Here is a 16,311-nt window from a genome sequence, read left to right as displayed (position 1 = left end):
CTCAAGCATGAAATACCTGACTGCAATCATGACTGCGATCGCTATGATCGCTGCCTTGGCCGTTTCGACGGCGGTACGCGCCGAGGAGAAGAAGTGGACGCATGTGACGATTGCGACCGAGGGAGCCTTTCGGCCGTGGAACTTCACCAAGGCCGACGGTAGCCTCGACGGTTACGAAATCGAGCTGATCAAGTATTTTTGCGCCCATATGAAGGTCGAATGCACGACCGTAATTCAGCCTTTCGACGGCATGATCCCGGCACTCAATGCTGGCAAATTCGACGTAATCATTTCGGGGATGTCTGCAACTGCTAAGCGCGAGGAGGTCATCGCTTTCAGCGATTCCTACGGCACGACGGGCCAGACTTTTGCTGCATTGAAAGACTCTCCGCTTGCCAATCTGCCTTTGAAGGGTGAGGTATTTTCGCTCGCAACGGACGAGGCCGGCGCTGTCGCCGCGCTGAAGCAGCTAGAACCGTTGCTCAAGGGCAAGACAATCGGCGTGCAGACAGCATCGATCGCCGCAACGTTCCTCGACAAATATTTGAAGGGTGTCGTCGATGTCCGTGAGTACAAGACGACGGAACAGCATGATCTTGATCTGAAGGCCGGTCGCGTCGACCTCGTCATGGCTTCGATGGCATATCTCTCGACCGCGGCCGCAAAGCCGGGCAACGAGGATTTGATCGTCACAGGCCCCCGGTTCCAGGGCGGCATGCTCGGGCGAGGCAGCTCGGTTGGCTTGCGTAAGGAGGATACGAACCTGAAAGCCATGTTTAACGACGCGATCGCAGCAGCCAAGGCGGACGGCACCATCGTCAACCTATCGCAGAAGTGGTTCGGCTTCGACGTTACGCCGAGGTGAAATGCGGCTGGATGCTCTCGGCGCATGGTTCGCGGACTTCACAAAGCCCTTGAAGCCCTGAGCTTCAAGGGCTTCCAAGAGCTTGCCGGCGCAACTGAACGAAAGTCGGCGCGTGCCGCCGGATCTGGTTGCAGCGGATCGCACAGCGATTCGAGGATCGAGCTTACTCTTCACGACGGCGGCGCTCGCTTCGAAACACCGCCGCGAATTGGGCCTACATCGCTTTACGCCGGCTGCGATGCCTCGACGACGGCGAGTGCGGCCATGTTGACGACACCGCGCGAAGTCACAGAGGGAGCAAGAATGTGAGCGGGCATGGCGGTGCCAAGCAGGATCGGGCCGACATGCAGTCCGTCGGTCATCGACTTCACCACACCGAAGGTGATGTTGGCGGCGTCGAGATTCGGGAAGACGAGCAGGTTCGCCTCGTCGTGCAGCGTCGTATCCGGCATGACGCGCTTGCGCAGCGCTTCGGTGATGGCGCTTTCGCCGTGCATTTCGCCGTCGACCTCAAGGTCTGGTGCGGTCTCGCGAACGAGCTGCAGGGCATTTCGCATCTTTGTCGCACTTTCGGATTCGCGTGAACCGAAGTTGGAGTGTGAGACGAGGGCGGCGCGCGGAGTGATGCCGAAGCGGCGGATTTCCTCCGCCGCAAGCACGGTTGCCTCGGCAACTTCCTCTGCACTCGGGTTGAAGGTGACATAGGTATCGGTGAAGAAAGTGGCGCCGCGCTGCGAGATCATCAGGCTGAGGGCGGAGAAATCGCGGACATCCTTTCGCTTGCCAATGATCTGGCGAACGTCGCGCAGGTGTTTCTCGTAGCGGCCTTCGAGGCCGCAGATCAGCGCATCGGCCTCGCCGCGCCTCAGCGCCAGCGCGCCGATGACGGTCGTGTTGGTACGCACGATCGTGCGGGCGGCTTCCGGGATGACACCACGCCGGCCTACGAGCGAGAAATACAGATCGACATATTCGCGGAATCGCGGATCGTCTTCCGGATTGATGACCTCGAAATCCTGCAGCGGGCGGATGCGCAGACCGTAGCGCTTGAGACGCGTCTCGATGACCTGCGGACGGCCGATCAGGATCGGTTTGGCCAAGCCTTCCTCAAGCAGCACCTGAGCGGCGCGCAGCACACGCTCGTCCTCGCCTTCGGAGAAGATGACGCGTTTGCGCTCCGCGGCCTTTGCCGCAGTGAAGATCGGCTTCATGACGAAGCCGGAGCGGAAGACGAAGCGATTCAGCTGGTCGAGGTAGGCGTCAAAATCCTGGATCGGGCGGCGGGCCACACCGCTCTGTTCGGCGGCTTTCGCAACCGCAGGGGCGATGCGCAGGATGAGGCGCGGATCGAAGGGCGAGGGGATCAGGTAATCGGGACCGAAGACCGGCGTCTCGCCGGAATAGGCGCGGGCGGCGACGTCGGACGGCTCTTCGCGGGCGAGAGCTGCAATGGCGCGCACGGCCGCCATCTTCATTTCTTCGTTGATCGTCTCCGCGCCGCAATCGAGGGCGCCGCGGAAGATATAGGGGAAGCACAGGACGTTGTTGACCTGGTTGGCGAAATCCGAGCGGCCTGTGCAGATCATCGCATCCGGACGGGCGGCGCGGGCGAGATCCGGCATGATCTCCGGCGTCGGATTGGCAAGCGCCATGATCAGCGGCTTGTCCGCCATCTGCGCCAGTAGCTCCGGCTTCAGCACGCCCGCGGCGGAAAGGCCGAGGAAAACATCCGCGCCGCCGATATTTTCGGCGAGGGTGCGGGTGTCGCTCTTCTGTGCATAAACGGACTTCCATTCGTCCATCAGCTCGGTGCGGCCCTCATAGACGAGGCCTTCGATGTCATGGACCCAGATGTTTTCGCGCTTGGCGCCGAGCGTGACCAGCAGATTGAGGCAGGCCAGCGCCGCGGCCCCCGCGCCCGAGGCGACGATCTTGACGTTATCGATGGACTTGCCAGCCAGCTCCAGCCCGTTCAGGATCGCAGCGGCGACGATGATCGCCGTGCCGTGCTGGTCGTCGTGGAAGACCGGGATTTTCATCTTCTCGCGCAGGCGCCGCTCGACCTCGAAACATTCCGGCGCCTTGATGTCTTCGAGGTTGATGCCGCCGAAGGTCGGCTCCAGCGACGAAACCGTCGAGACCATCTGATCGACGCTTGCGGCGTCGATCTCGATGTCGAAAACATCTATGCCGGCGAATTTCTTGAAGAGCACGGCTTTCCCCTCCATGACCGGCTTCGAAGCCAGGGGGCCGATATTGCCGAGGCCGAGCACGGCGGTGCCGTTGGAAATGACAGCGACGAGATTGGCGCGGGACGTGTAGTCGGCAGCCGTTTCAGGATTGTCGCGAATGGCGAGGCAGGGAGCGGCGACGCCCGGCGAATAGGCAAGTGCGAGGTCGCGCTGGTTGCCGAGCGGCTTGGTCGCCTGGATCTCCAGCTTGCCGGGGCGGGGGTAGCGATGGAAGAACAGCGCCTGCTCGTCGAGATCGCCGCCCGGCAGGTTCTTGTCCGTCTTGGATTTTTCCTGGTGATCCATTGCCGCCTCCGTGCACGTCTTTTTCTGAAGATCCCTCCATACATCAATCGGATCGTGGGGACAGTATGGAAATGAGGGTGGGAGAAGTTTTCGTCGAGACGGCGTGTCCCATGACACTACGCGGCAGATCTACCGCCATCGCCGGTACTAATCCTTTTGGAAACTTGTTTGACACCCCTTGCAAGCGCAAGATGCCGGCCGCGACGGTGCGGGGCGCCGGTCGCATGGAGGAAATCATGGACAATTTGAACCTGACGACCCTGCAACGGGGTCAGACGATGGTCAATGACGTGGCCATGGATGCGTTTGCCGCCGGCTTTCGCGGCAGTCTCCTGACCAGCAAAGACATGGATTACAACGAGGCGCGGACGATCTGGAACGCAATGATCGATCGCCGGCCGGGCCTGATCGCGCGGTGCGCGGGAGCGGCCGATGTCGTGCGCGCTGTGCGCTTTGCGCGCGACAACGATCTGCTCGTTTCGGTGCGCGGCGGTGGGCACGGCATTGCCGGCAATGCGGTTTGCGAGGGTGGTGTCGTCATCGATCTGTCGCCGATGAAATCGGTGCGGGTAGATATCGAGACACGCCGCGCCAGGGTCGAGCCAGGCGCCACGCTCGGCGACGTCGACAAGGAAATGCTGGCCTTCGGGCTGGTGCTGCCGACCGGCATCAATTCCACGACCGGCATTGCCGGCCTGACGCTCGGTGGGGGTTTCGGCTGGTTAACCCGCAAATTCGGGCTGACGCTGGATAATCTGATTTCGGTCGATGTGGTGACCGCCGATGGCGAGCTGGTCAAGGCGAGCGAGACGGAAAGGCCGGATCTGTTCTGGGCACTGCGCGGCGGCGGCGGCAATTTCGGCGTCGTCACCTCCTTCGAATTCCAGCTCAACCCGCTCCATCCTGAAGTTTTCGCCGGATTGGTGGTACATCCCTTCGCCGACGCGGAGAGAGTGCTTCGCGAGTATCGCCAGGCGCTGGAAGCGGCACCGGACGAACTGACCTGCTGGGTGGTGATGCGCCAGGCGCCGCCGCTGCCGTTCCTGCCGGCCGAGTGGCACGGCAAGGAGGTCGTGGTGCTCGCCATGTGCTATTGCGGAAACGTTGCGGCCGGCGAAAAGGCTGCGGCTAGATTGCGTGGGATCGGAAAGCCGATTGCCGACATCGTCGGCCCAATGCCGTTTATTGGCTGGCAGCAGGCATTCGATCCGCTGCTGACACCAGGGGCGCGCAACTACTGGAAGAGCCAGGACTTCGCGTCGCTTTCGGATGCGGCGATCGGCTTGCTTCTGGACGCCGCGCGCGGACTGCCAGGACCCGAATGCGAAATATTCATCGGCCATGTCGGTGGGGCCGCCGGCCGTGTGCCGACCGAAGCCACCGCATTTCCGCAGCGCAGCTCGCATTTCGTCATGAATGTGCACGCGCGCTGGCGGGAAACCGGGATGGACGCAGGCTGCATTGGCTGGGCGCGTGAACTCTTCGAAGCCACCAAGCCGCATGCTGTGGGCACCGCCTATATCAACTTCATGCCCGAAGACGAGGTCGACCGGGTCGAAATGGCTTACGGGGCCAATTATGCGCGTCTTTCCGAAATCAAGCTGCGCTACGATCCGAACAATCTGTTCCGGATGAACCAGAATGTGAAGCCGATGGCGGCGGAGCAGGCTGCGTGAAGATGAAGTAGGGCGGGAGGGGTTGAGTTGGCGCTGACCGTGGCGGACATGGACGTTTTCGCGGATGAAACGATGAATTGGAGAAGGACGGTGCGGCCTCGTTGGGGAGGGGTTTATCCACCGCCCTTCGGCGTTATCGTCACATCAGCGCCATAGGCATCGCGCAATTCGCTCTCCTGTCCCGGCTCCCGGTCGCAGGCCTGGTGCAGCAGGATTGATTGGTAGCCGTGGGAGCGGGTTCCCTCGATCAGCGTGACGTCGGCGTTTCCGGGATTGTCGGAGCGCTCGAACCAGTCGACCGAATGGTGGAGAAAATTCATTTCCACCGCGCGGTTGGTGACGCCATGGCCGACGATCGCTACGTTGTGGTCGTCATGTTCGGCGTCGCGCATGACCGTCTGGAGAAAGAGACGTACCCGCTGCGCCACGTCCGCCCGGCTTTCGCCGTCCGGCGGCCGCGCGTAGAATTTCCCGCTGTTATTGCGCAGTCTTGCCCATTTTTCGAATTCCTCGGGGAATTTCTGCTTCCGCTCCGCGTGATCATAGATCTCGGTAAAGAGACCGAAATCCTGCTCGCGGAGGAGATAATCTTCCCTGATGTCGCCGACAAAGCTTTCCGGCAGGGCTTCGAGCAGCGCATCCTTGCTCTGGCGTGTCCTTAAAAACGGGGAATACCAGATGTGGAGCTTGCCTCGACGTGCGCTCGGCAATGCTCTCAGGAAGGAAGCAATCGCACTGCCAGCCTCTGACGCCTGCCGGTAGCCCCACTGCGTCAGCGGCACATTGTGATCGCCGAATTGGCGGTAGGCCTGCTCGTTGATGTTGCCAAGGGATTCGCCGTGACGAACAAGGAAGAGACGCATCAGCCAACCCGCAGTGTCGAATGTGGAATCGCCATCATCATGAACGTGCCGGATGAACAGGGCAACATTGCCGGCGGACGATAGCGCTCGCGCAATGAACGGCTTTGCGAGGCTTTTCCCCACCTTGTCATCTTCCTGAAACACGAGTCTGGTTTTGGAAGGCTAGATGAAAGATGGGGCATGAGCGGCAGCTCGTGATAGACATGATGGAACCCAGACATTTCCGCACGCTCTTCATTTCCGATGTCCATCTCGGCTCGAAGGCCGCGAAGGCCGATTTTCTGCTGGATTTCCTGCGCTACCACGAGGCAGATACGATCGTCCTCGTCGGCGACATCGTCGACGGATGGCGGCTGAAACGCAGCTGGTACTGGCCGCAGGTCTGCAACGACGTCGTCCAGAAGCTGTTGCGCAAGGCGCGCAAGGGCACCCGCGTCGTCTATATTCCAGGCAATCACGACGAATTTCTGCGCGACTTTCCGGGCATGCATTTCGGCGGCATCGAGGTCGTCGAGCGCATGATGCATGACGGTGCGGACGGCAAGAAATACCTGATCCTGCACGGCGACGAGTTCGATGTCGTCGTCCGCAACGCCCGTCTGCTCGCCTATCTCGGCGACTGGGCCTATGATACGGCAATCCGCATCAATATCCTGCTCGCGGCCGTACGCCGCCGCCTCGGCATGCCCTACTGGTCGTTTTCCGCCTGGGCAAAGCTGCAGGTCAAGCACGCGGTCAATTTCATCGGCGAGTTCGAGCGCGTCGTGGCCGAGGAGGCTCGCAAGAGCGGCGCCGAGGGCGTGATCTGCGGCCACATCCACCACGCCGTCATCCAGGATATGGACGGCATACGCTACATCAACACCGGCGACTGGGTGGAAAGCTGCACGGCGGTCGCCGAACATGCGGACGGCACCTTCGAACTGATCACTTGGCGGGCACTCACCAGCGCCGTACCGGCGCTTGCCGCCGTCGAGCGTTCCGAAGAGGCGGAACTCGCCCCGCAGGCGGCGTGATTTTTGCGCCGTCGCAGCCGCGGCGGCTCTCCAGCAGTTTAGCCGTTACCGCGAGGTGACAGGCCCAATTTATTTCTTAAAACGTTTTCGGACGGCTATTTCTCGCAATAGTCCCTTCCGGGGTGGTGTGTTAGGACAACGTCCAGTTTCCTGCAGGTCCACCTATGATTCCCGCTCAACATTCCCAGGGTGAGGGCGCGCCGCCGCGCTTCCGGCTGCTCAGCGCGCTGTCCTATTGCGCGCCGCTGCTCGTCAACGGCATCGTGCTGCCGTTCTTCCCCGTATGGCTGGAAACTCACAGCTTCAGCGATCATGAAATCGGCATTATCCTTGCCATACCGATGGTGGTTCGGGTCCTGGTCGCGCCCGTCGTCGCCATGATCGCTGACCGCATGGCGGAGCGCGCCGACGTGCTGCTCTGGTCGGGCGGCTTGTCGCTCCTGACGGCGATCGCGCTTTATTGGACGACGAGCTTCTGGCCGGTGACGATCGTCTTCGCGCTGCAGGGCGCTACCTTCGCACCCTATCTGCCCGTGGTCGAATCGATCGTCATTTCGGGCGTTCGCCGCTGGGGACTCGACTATGGCTCGATGCGGGTATGGGGCTCGATCGCCTTCATCATCTCGACGCTTCTCGGCGGCCAGCTGATCGGCTGGTGGGGCGGCGGGATGGTGCTCGTCGTCATGATATTCGGCTTTACGATGACGGTGGTCATGGCGATCTTCTGTCCGCGGATCGGGCCGACGCGGCGGCGCGGTCAGCCGATCGATCTTCCGGCCGCGACTGGCCGAGGTCTGCGCGAACCACATTTGCTGATGCTCCTGATCGGCGTCGCCATTCAGCAGTCAAGCCATGCGGTGCTGAATGCCTTTTCCTCCATCTACTGGCATCAGCTCGGCTTTTCCGGCACTGAAGTCGGCCTCCTCTGGAGCGCCGGCGTTGCGTCGGAGGTGACGGTCTTCTTCCTGTCGAAGCGTCTCAACCGACGCTTCAACGCCTGGACGCTGATCCGCTTCGGCTGCGCAGTAAGCGTCTGCCGCTGGATCCTGTTTCCCATGGATACAGGCTTTGCCGGCTTCTTCCTGCTGCAATGCTTCCACGGCTTCACTTATGCCTTTGTGCATACCGGCGTGCAGCGGCGGATCGTGGCGACGGTGCAGGAGACGCAGGAGGCCTCGGCGCAGGGCGCCTATTTCTTTTATGTCGGCATGGCGATGGGTTTGATGACTATTGCTTCCGGCTATCTCTACGCTTGGCTCGGCCTCGTCAGCTATTACGTCATGGCGCTCGTGGCGCTTTCCGGCCTTGGGCTCGTCATCTCAGCCTACTACCTTCAGCCCCAAAGGGCGCTATCCGGCGGAAAGACCAGGGAAGCGGCGTAGCGCAGGCCGGGCTCGCGATCGCGCGCGAGCAGCAGAGGGCCGTCAAGATCGACGAAATCGGCATTTTGCGCGAGCAGCACGGCCGGCGCCATGGCAAGCGAAGTGCCGACCATGCAGCCGATCATGATCGAAAAGCCGAGCCTCTCGGCTTCGGCCTTCATCGCCAAGGCCTCGGTGAGGCCGCCTGTCTTGTCGAGCTTGATGTTGATGGCGTCATAGCGGTCGGCAAGGCTTGCGAGATCGCCGGTGTGATGGACGCTCTCGTCGGCGCAGACCAGCAGCGGACGGCGAATTTCGGCAAGCAGCGCATCCCGACCTGCGGGCAGCGGTTGCTCGACAAGGGCAACACCGGCCTCTGCGGCGATCTGCAGGTGACGTTCCAGCACCGCCTCGGGCCAGCCCTCATTGGCGTCGAGAACGATTGCAGCATCGGGTGCGGCCGCACGGACGGCGCGGATGCGGCTTTCATCATCACCGGTTCCCACTTTGACCTTGAGCAAAGCGCGATCGGCATGTTCGCGCGCTTGGGCGGCCATCACCTCCGGCTCGCCAAGCGATATGGTGTAGGCTGTCGTGAGCGGCTTCAGCGCAGTGAGGCCGAGGCGGGCTGCGACAGCTTGGCCCGTCCGTTTTGCTTCGAGATCCCAGAGAGCGCAATCGACGGCGTTGCGCGCCGCACCCCGCGGCATCGCCGACAACAGATCGTCGCGCGAAATGCCGGATTCAACCAGCGGGCGCGCTGCCTCGATCTGTGCGAAGACGCTCTCCATGGTCTCACCGTAACGGCGGTAGGGCACACATTCGCCGTGTCCTTTCGCGCCTTCTTCTGTGACTGTGCATGTAACGACCTCGGCCTCCGTCTTTGCCCCGCGGGAGATGGTGAACGTTCCGGCAATCGGAAAGGAATTCATCTGGATATCGAGGGTGCGCGGCATTATTGCTATCCTGCAAGCATAGAAATCGGACGTTGCTTCTGTATATTGACGCGCCGGGCGGCGATCCGCTTCGCGAGTCGGCAATGTCGCCGCAAGCCTTGAAAGACACAAGTATCTTGAACGCCGAGAATCGCAACGCCGCCTCGCTGCAAGTGGACGACCGGTCAGATGGTTCGGGGCAGCACGTTCGTCTCAGCGGCAATTGGCGCAGCGCCTATGTGCATCTTGTGCTGCGCGACTTCGAAAAGCTTCGGCGAGAGAAGAACGGCGACTTGACGCTCGACCTCTCTGACTTATCAGACATCGATACCGCCGGCATCTGGTTGCTGTGCCGGCTGAAGAAGGAAGAGGAAGCGGCCGGACGCACAGTGCGCTTCGTCGGCACCAATCCGCATATCGACGAAATGCTGGAGATGTTTTCCGAGGAACCGGCCAAAGCGGAGCCGGAACAGAAGGAAAAGGTCTCGCTTGCCGCGCGCATATTGGCGCCCATCGGCAAAATGACCTATGACATCTGGGATAATCTTGCCGCCTCGATGTATATTCTCGGCTCGGCGGTGCGCGGCGCGCAAATGAAGCTCGGCCGCGGTAGCGGCGTTTCGCCAGCCTCGATCGTCAACCAGATCGACCACATGGGTGTGCGCGCTGTTCCGATCATCCTGCTGATGTCGTTTCTGATCGGAGCGATCATCGCCCAGCAGGGCGCCTTCCAGCTGCGTTATTTTGGGGCGGAGGTCTTCGTCGTCGATCTCGTCGGCATTCTGCAGCTGCGCGAAATCGGCGTGCTCCTGACCTCTATCATGATTGCCGGCCGCTCCGGCAGCGCGATCACGGCCGAGATCGGCTCGATGAAGATGCGTGAGGAGATCGATGCGCTGAAGGTGATGGGGCTTAACCCGATCGGCGTGCTGATCTTTCCCCGGCTGGTGGCGCTCACCATCGCGCTGCCGCTGCTGACGGTATTGGCGAATTTCGCCTCGCTGGCGGGGGCAGCCGCCGTCGCCTGGGGCTATTCCGGCATCACTTTCGCCAATTTCCTGGCGCGCCTGCACGAGGCCGTGACGCTGTCGACCGTGCTGTCGGGCATGATCAAGGCGCCATTCATGGCACTCGTCATCGGCATCGTCGCCGCCGTGGAAGGGCTGAAGGTTGGCGGCAGCGCGGAATCACTCGGTCAGCACGTGACGGCCTCGGTGGTGAAGGCGATTTTCGTCGTCATCCTGATGGACGGACTTTTTGCGATGTTCTATGCAGCGATCAACTTCTAGTATGGCGGACCGCGTGAACGAGCAACGGATCGAAAGCGAAGGACAGGGCAGGGATATCGTGCTTTCTGCGCGCGACGTCACCGTTGCTTTCGGTTCGAAGGTGGTGCTCGACAATCTGAACCTTGATATTTATCGCGGCGAGATCCTCGGCTTCGTTGGCGCGTCGGGCACCGGCAAGTCGGTGCTGATGCGCACGGTGCTAAGGCTGCTGCCGCGCCGCTCCGGCACGATAAAGATCCTCGGCCAGGACTTCGACGAGCTCAACGAGCCGCAGCGCAACGCGCTCGACATGCGGCTCGGCGTGCTCTTCCAGCAGGGTGCATTGTTTTCGTCGTTGACCGTCAAGGAAAACATCCAGGTGCCGATGCGAGAATATCTCGATTTGCCGCGCTCGCTGATGGATGAGCTGGCGCACCTGAAGATCCGCATGGTCGGGCTTGCCGCCGATGCGGCCGACAAATATCCGTCCGAGCTTTCGGGCGGCATGATCAAGCGTGCCGCGCTTGCCCGTGCGTTGGCGCTCGATCCCGAGCTCGTCTTTCTGGACGAACCGACTTCAGGTCTCGATCCGATCGGAGCGGCCGAGTTCGACGAACTCATCGCCAATCTGCGCGATAGTCTCGGGCTGACCGTCTATATGGTGACGCACGATCTCGACAGCCTGTTTTCGGTTTGTGACCGTATTGCCGTGCTCGGAAAGAAGCGGGTAATGGTGGAAGGCACGATCGACGACATGCTGGCCTATGACGATCCGTGGGTGCAGGCCTATTTCAAGGGTAAGCGAGCACGATCGATCGTGCCGCAGGACAGTGGCGCGCGGCACGGCAGCGGCAGCGGCGGGAAGTGACCGGATAGATGGAAACCAAAGCCAATTATACGATTGTCGGTTTTTTCACGGTGCTGGTGATCGCGGCCGCCTTCGGCTTCGTCTACTGGATGGCCGAATATGGCCGCGGCGGCCCGATGACGGAGTTGATCGTGCGTATTCCGGGCTCGGCGAACGGCCTCAGCGTCGGCTCTCCGGTGCGCTTCAATGGTATTCAGGTGGGCTCGGTGCAGACGCTGTCGATTGATGCCGACGATCCCCAATATTCGCTGGCCTTCACCCAGGTGCGCACTGACGCGCCGATCTACCCCTCCACCAAGGCTGCCCTAGAAATTCAGGGACTGACGGGGGCCGCCTACATCGAGCTGTCGGGCGGCCGCAAGGGCGAGGAGAGTATCCTCAAACATGCGATCGAAAGCGGCAAACGCGCCGTCATCGTCGCCGACCAGTCGAGCGTTACCAATCTTCTGGCGACCGCCGACAAGATCCTCGATCGCGCCAACGGCGCGGTCGGCGAACTTCAGGGGTTTATCGAAGACTCGCGCGCTCCGCTTACCCAGACATTCAAGAATGCCGAAACCTTTTCGGATGCTCTTGCCAAGAATTCCGACAATATCGATGCATTCCTGCAGAGCGTCGGCGAACTCTCCAATACGGTGAAGGCGGTCTCCGGCCGTGTCGATTCTACGCTCCAGGCTGTGGAATCGCTGGTCAAGGCAGTTGACGCTCAGAAGATCGACAATATCGTCTCCAATGCCGAGAAGATCACCGCCAATGTCGCCGATGCCTCAGGCGATCTCAAGGGCGCGATCCAGAAGTTCGACGAGACGGCCACCACCTTCAATGATTTCGGCAAGCAGGCGCAGGCGACGCTTGACCGCGTCGACACGCTCGTCGCCCAGATCGACCCGGCGAAAATCAAGGGTTCGGTCGACGATATCTCGCAAGCCACGAAGGATGCGCGTGCGGCAGTTGCCTCGATCCGCGATGTCGCCAACACGGTTTCGTTGCGCCAGAAAGATATCGACCAGACGATCCAGGACGTGTCGCAGCTTGCCAACAAGCTGAATTCGGCCTCGACCCGCATCGACGGCATTCTCATCAAGGTCGATGCGCTGCTCGGCACCGACAATACGCAATCTCTGTTTGCCGAGGCGCGCGCGACGCTCGAATCGTTTAAGAAGGTTGCGGACAATCTGAACTCGCGCATCGGTCCGATCGCCGACAATCTACAGAAATTCTCGAGCGGCGGCTTGCGCGACGTGCAGACTCTCATCAACGACATGCGCGGAACCGTGAGCAATCTCAACGATACGATCAGCAACTTCGACCGCAATCCGCAACGCCTGATCTTCGGCGGGGACACGGTCAAGCAGTACGACGGCCGGACGCGGCGTTAACAGGGGAAGTCAGGGGTAGCCTAATATGGTCGCATCGCATCTGCTGTCGCGCCGTTCGTGGATCAGGGGAACGGCGATCGCGCTGCCGTTGACGGCGCTGATCCTTTCCGGGTGCGGTACTACGGCCAAGAACGACACTTATGACCTGCCGGGCGCCGTTGATGGCGACGGTCCCGCGGCCAAATCCCGCCAGATACTGATTGCAAGCCCGACGGCGCTGAGGGCGCTCGACAGCGACCAGATTCTTATCCGCGTCTCGTCCTCGGAAATCCAATATCTGTCGCGAGCCCAATGGGGCGACAAGCTGCCGCGCATCGTTCAATCAAAACTGGTCGAGGCTTTCGAGAATTCCGGCAAGCTCGGCGGCGTTGGCATGCCGGGGCAGGGGTTGGCGATCGATTACCAGATCGTCACGGACATCCGTTCATTCGAGATCGACGCCTCCAGCGGCAACCAGGCGGTGGTCGAAATCTCCGCCAAGATTCTCAACGACCGAAACGGTTCGGTACGCACTCAGAAGGTGTTTCGCGCCACGGCGCCGGCCGGTGGCGACAAAGCCGGTTTCGTCAAGGGTCTCGACCGCGCCTTTTCGACGGTGGTTTCGGAGATCGTCAGCTGGACGCTGCGATCGATCTGAGATGGCGTTCCGTCGCCGGCATCGCCTCGCTAATCGATGCGCACCGGCAATGGTACAAGGCGTGCTCCGGTCTTGCAGCCGAAGAGGTGTCGCTCGAAGACATGTTCTGCCGCTGAGTGGTCGACTGTGTCGAGCCCGTTATCGTACAGGACGCCAAACTGGAAGTGGCCTTCCGGTGACGAAGTGCGTGACGATCCTCCAGCTTCGCTTGCCGTTTACTTCGTCGGCTGCGCATCCGTCATCGTCGCTGCAGGCTGAGTGCCTGGCGTGGTGGAGGCAGTGGCGGTTGTTGGTGACGGCAGGGTGCTATCGAGGAGGCTCGCCATCTTGTCGTCACGCAGGCTTGCCGTCTTTTCGCCCATGACGACGCCGACGACGCGGCGGCCATCCTTCAACGCCGAGGTCACGACATTGTAGCCCGATGCATCGGTATAGCCTGTCTTGATGCCGTCGACGCCGTCATAGCGATACATCAGATTGTTGTGGCCGCGCAGTTTCATGCCTCGGAACTGAAAGCCGCGCATCGAGAAAAGCTTGAACTCCTCGGGGAAGTCCCGCATCAGCGAAACACCGAGCGTGGCCATATCACGAGCCGTGGTCACCTGCTCCGGATCGGGAAGGCCCGAGGGGTTCTTGAAGACCGTGTCCTTCATCCCCAGCTGGCGCGCCTTGTCGGTCATCGTTCTGGCGAAAGCCTGTTCGGAGCCGCCGAGCTGTTCAGCGATCGCCACCGCGGAATCGTTGGCGGACAGCACAACGATGCTTTCGACCGCTTCACGCAGCGTCACCTTCCGGCCGGCGCCGACCGCAAGCTTGAAGGGCTCCTTGCTCTCGGCGTTTTCCGACATAGTGAGCTTCTGATCCCAGGTGAGGCGTCCATCGTGCAGCGCCTCGAAAGCGAGATAGAGCGTCATCATCTTGGTCAGCGAGGCGGGATAGTTGAGATCGTCCTGGTTGGAAGCTTCAAGGACCTGACCGGACTGCGCATCGATGACGAAGCTTGCCTGACCGGCCTCGGCCGACATGAAAGCGCCCATCAGCAAGGTGGACGAGAGCGCGGTGGCAAGGAGCCGGGATGTCGTCATGGTCATCGGTATTGCTGTCTCTTTCGTTGCACGGCCGAGGAGCCGTTGGATTTAAACGCAAGCGGATCGGAAAAGTTTGTGACCGAATGAAGGACGGCGGGCAATAAAAAAGCCCCTTCCACAGATGATACTTTTTGTCTCGGACCTTCAGGTTTTGACAGTCGCACGCACGGCACGTAAAAAAATCGTCATGAGCACGAACCGAGCGCTTTTTTCCCATCACGACCGCACCTGCAAGCAGGTCGGGATCGCGCGCGCCCTTGGTGGACGAGGTCTCCGCGTCCTGCTGTGACGTCCGGGCGCTGCATGCGGCCGGCGCGCCGCCGGACGTAAAGCCCTTCACCACCTCAATCAGGGTTGCCAGGGAGACACAGGCACCATGCTCAATATTTATCATGTCAATTCGCTCGTCCATTGGGAGGAGCGCGAAATCAATCTTCGTGATCATCTGATCGGCTTCTTCTCGCAAGAGGTCCGCAGCTTTCTCAGATCGGTCAATCCGGCCTGGGATGTGCGAAGGGTCGAAGCGCCGGCGCTGATGCCGCGGTCGCTGGTTTCAAGCGCCTATTCGAATGCCGACATCTGGGTCCAGGAGCAACTCGGCGCCAGCGATACTACGCTGGTGCTGAGGCCGGAGACCACGCCTTCCACCTATGTCTACATGCAGCATATTCTGGGAAACCATTCGAAGACGCGGCTGCCTCTCTGTGTCTGGCAGGCCGGCAGGTCCTATCGTCGCGAGCAGGAGCAGCCGACGAAACACATGCGGCTGAAGGAATTTTGGCAGCTCGAATTTCAATGCGCCTTCACCGCCGACAGCGGCAACGACTATCATGCGGCTTGCCTCGAACCGGTGCGCCGCATGATCGCCTCGCTGATCCATCTGCCTACGCGGGTCGTGTCCTCCGATCGGTTGCCGGCCTATTCCGAGGTGACGATGGATATCGAGGTCGATAATGGCGACAAGTGGATGGAAGTCTGCTCGATCTCGCGCCGCACTGATTTTCCGCAGCGTTACCGGTCGCAGGCCAAAACGGGAGCGGCCGTCGACCATGATGTCCTCGTACTGGAAATCGCCATCGGCCTCGATCGGTGCATCTATAACTGGGGTATAGCGGCCGCTCGGTAGGGTATGTGAAATCGGGGCCGGCAAGTTGTATCTCCTTTTCCCCTGCCTTTCATCTCCTCTACAAAGGAAAAGTGGAAGGCGGGCAATCGGTCCGGCTCCGATGACGCACGGTTCAAGCAGTGTGAGAAGCCATGCTGATTATCTTCGGCGGTTTGCCGGGTAGTGGAAAGACGACTATTGCCGGTGCGCTCGCGAGACGGCTCAAAGCCGTATATGTAAGGGTCGACACGATCGAACAGGCAATCAGAACGTCTGGGGATCATGCAAGAGACGCCGGCTCTGCGGGCTATGTGGTGGCATACGGCGTTGCCGAGGACAATCTCGCCCTCGGCAGGTTGGTGATCGCCGACTCCGTCAACCCGCTGAAGATAACGCGTGACGCTTGGCTGGCGGTCGCAGAACGGTCCCAGGTGAGCGCCGTCGAGGTCGAGGTTATCTGTTCCGATAAAATCGAACATCGCCGCAGGGCCGAGACGCGGGAAAGCGATGTCCAGGGCTTGGTCAAACCGACGTGGCAGCAGATCGTCGACAGGGTCTATGACGATTGGGATCGCAGGCCGATCGTCGTCGATACGGCTGCGATGAATGTGCAAGAGATTGTTGACGCATTGGTCGTCAAGATCGGGGCCGATCGCCCGCTGCCCGTATAATGTCCAGCTCTGTTGCGGGGTACTGCGTGCAAAAGTCCCTCT

At 60.9% G+C, this 16,311-nt stretch carries 14 protein-coding genes; 10 read left to right on the top strand and 4 right to left on the bottom strand.

Annotated elements, in window-relative coordinates:
- Positions 1-7: 7 nt before the first annotated feature.
- Entirely contained in the window at positions 8-865 is an 858-nt protein-coding gene (locus FFR93_RS26330; protein WP_138395319.1) for a transporter substrate-binding domain-containing protein, read from the top strand.
- Positions 866-1,089: 224 nt separating this feature from the next.
- On the opposite strand, the gene FFR93_RS26325 is transcribed toward FFR93_RS26330, so the two are convergent.
- Entirely contained in the window at positions 1,090-3,402 is a 2,313-nt protein-coding gene (locus tag FFR93_RS26325) for an NADP-dependent malic enzyme (protein ID WP_064705157.1), read from the bottom strand.
- Between the two features lie 236 nt (positions 3,403-3,638).
- Between FFR93_RS26325 and FFR93_RS26320 the strand changes: the two genes are divergently transcribed.
- Positions 3,639-5,078, top strand: coding sequence for an FAD-binding oxidoreductase (locus tag FFR93_RS26320; protein WP_138395318.1), 1,440 nt, complete (start codon positions 3,639-3,641; stop codon positions 5,076-5,078).
- Between the two features lie 113 nt (positions 5,079-5,191).
- On the opposite strand, the gene FFR93_RS26315 is transcribed toward FFR93_RS26320, so the two are convergent.
- Entirely contained in the window at positions 5,192-5,941 is a 750-nt protein-coding gene (locus FFR93_RS26315) for a phosphoglycerate mutase family protein (RefSeq protein WP_138395383.1), read from the bottom strand.
- Positions 5,942-6,114: 173 nt separating this feature from the next.
- Here FFR93_RS26315 and FFR93_RS26310 point away from each other — a divergent pair, with 173 nt between their 5' ends.
- Together FFR93_RS26310 and FFR93_RS26305 are read left to right on the top strand one after the other, a co-directional pair.
- Positions 6,115-6,957: a UDP-2,3-diacylglucosamine diphosphatase gene (locus FFR93_RS26310; RefSeq protein ID WP_138395317.1), complete on the top strand. Its 843-nt coding sequence runs from the start codon at positions 6,115-6,117 to the stop codon at positions 6,955-6,957.
- 164 nt (positions 6,958-7,121) lie between these two features.
- The gene (locus FFR93_RS26305) at positions 7,122-8,339 is read left to right on the top strand and encodes an MFS transporter (protein WP_138395316.1); all 1,218 of its coding nucleotides are present in this window, start codon (positions 7,122-7,124) and stop codon (positions 8,337-8,339) included.
- Here the strand turns inward: FFR93_RS26305 and dgcA are convergent.
- Positions 8,291-9,274 carry an N-acetyl-D-Glu racemase DgcA gene (dgcA, locus tag FFR93_RS26300; RefSeq protein WP_138395315.1) on the bottom strand — a complete coding sequence of 328 codons (984 nt, stop codon included), beginning with the start codon at positions 9,272-9,274 and terminating at the stop codon, positions 8,291-8,293. The genes FFR93_RS26305 and dgcA overlap by 49 nt on opposite strands.
- Positions 9,275-9,357: 83 nt before the next feature.
- Between dgcA and FFR93_RS26295 the strand changes: the two genes are divergently transcribed.
- The 4 genes from FFR93_RS26295 to FFR93_RS26280 are packed head-to-tail and all read left to right on the top strand — an operon-like array spanning position 9,358 to position 13,405.
- A complete protein-coding gene (locus tag FFR93_RS26295; RefSeq protein ID WP_138395382.1) occupies positions 9,358-10,542 on the top strand; it encodes an MlaE family lipid ABC transporter permease subunit in 1,185 nt (394 codons plus the stop codon).
- A 1-nt stretch (position 10,543) separates the two neighbouring features.
- Positions 10,544-11,389: an ABC transporter ATP-binding protein gene (locus FFR93_RS26290; protein ID WP_138395314.1), complete on the top strand. Its 846-nt coding sequence runs from the start codon at positions 10,544-10,546 to the stop codon at positions 11,387-11,389.
- A gap of 8 nt (positions 11,390-11,397) precedes the next feature.
- Positions 11,398-12,768, top strand: coding sequence for an MlaD family protein (locus tag FFR93_RS26285; RefSeq protein ID WP_064705152.1), 1,371 nt, complete (start codon positions 11,398-11,400; stop codon positions 12,766-12,768).
- Positions 12,769-12,793: 25 nt separating this feature from the next.
- Positions 12,794-13,405, top strand: coding sequence for an ABC-type transport auxiliary lipoprotein family protein (locus tag FFR93_RS26280; protein WP_138395313.1), 612 nt, complete (start codon positions 12,794-12,796; stop codon positions 13,403-13,405).
- Between the two features lie 215 nt (positions 13,406-13,620).
- Here FFR93_RS26280 and FFR93_RS26275 read toward each other — a convergent pair whose 3' ends face one another.
- The gene (locus tag FFR93_RS26275) at positions 13,621-14,496 is read right to left on the bottom strand and encodes a D-alanyl-D-alanine carboxypeptidase family protein (protein WP_138395312.1); all 876 of its coding nucleotides are present in this window, start codon (positions 14,494-14,496) and stop codon (positions 13,621-13,623) included.
- Positions 14,497-14,869: 373 nt separating this feature from the next.
- Here FFR93_RS26275 and FFR93_RS26270 point away from each other — a divergent pair, with 373 nt between their 5' ends.
- Together FFR93_RS26270 and FFR93_RS26265 are read left to right on the top strand one after the other, a co-directional pair.
- Positions 14,870-15,619, top strand: coding sequence for an aminoacyl--tRNA ligase-related protein (locus FFR93_RS26270; protein ID WP_138395311.1), 750 nt, complete (start codon positions 14,870-14,872; stop codon positions 15,617-15,619).
- Between the two features lie 131 nt (positions 15,620-15,750).
- Entirely contained in the window at positions 15,751-16,269 is a 519-nt protein-coding gene (locus FFR93_RS26265) for an AAA family ATPase (RefSeq protein ID WP_138395310.1), read from the top strand.
- Positions 16,270-16,311: the final 42 nt, after the last annotated feature.

The organism is Rhizobium sp. MHM7A (genome assembly GCF_005862215.1).
Taxonomy (GTDB): domain Bacteria; phylum Pseudomonadota; class Alphaproteobacteria; order Rhizobiales; family Rhizobiaceae; genus Rhizobium; species Rhizobium bangladeshense.
This window is presented reverse-complemented; position numbering and strand designations above follow the sequence as displayed.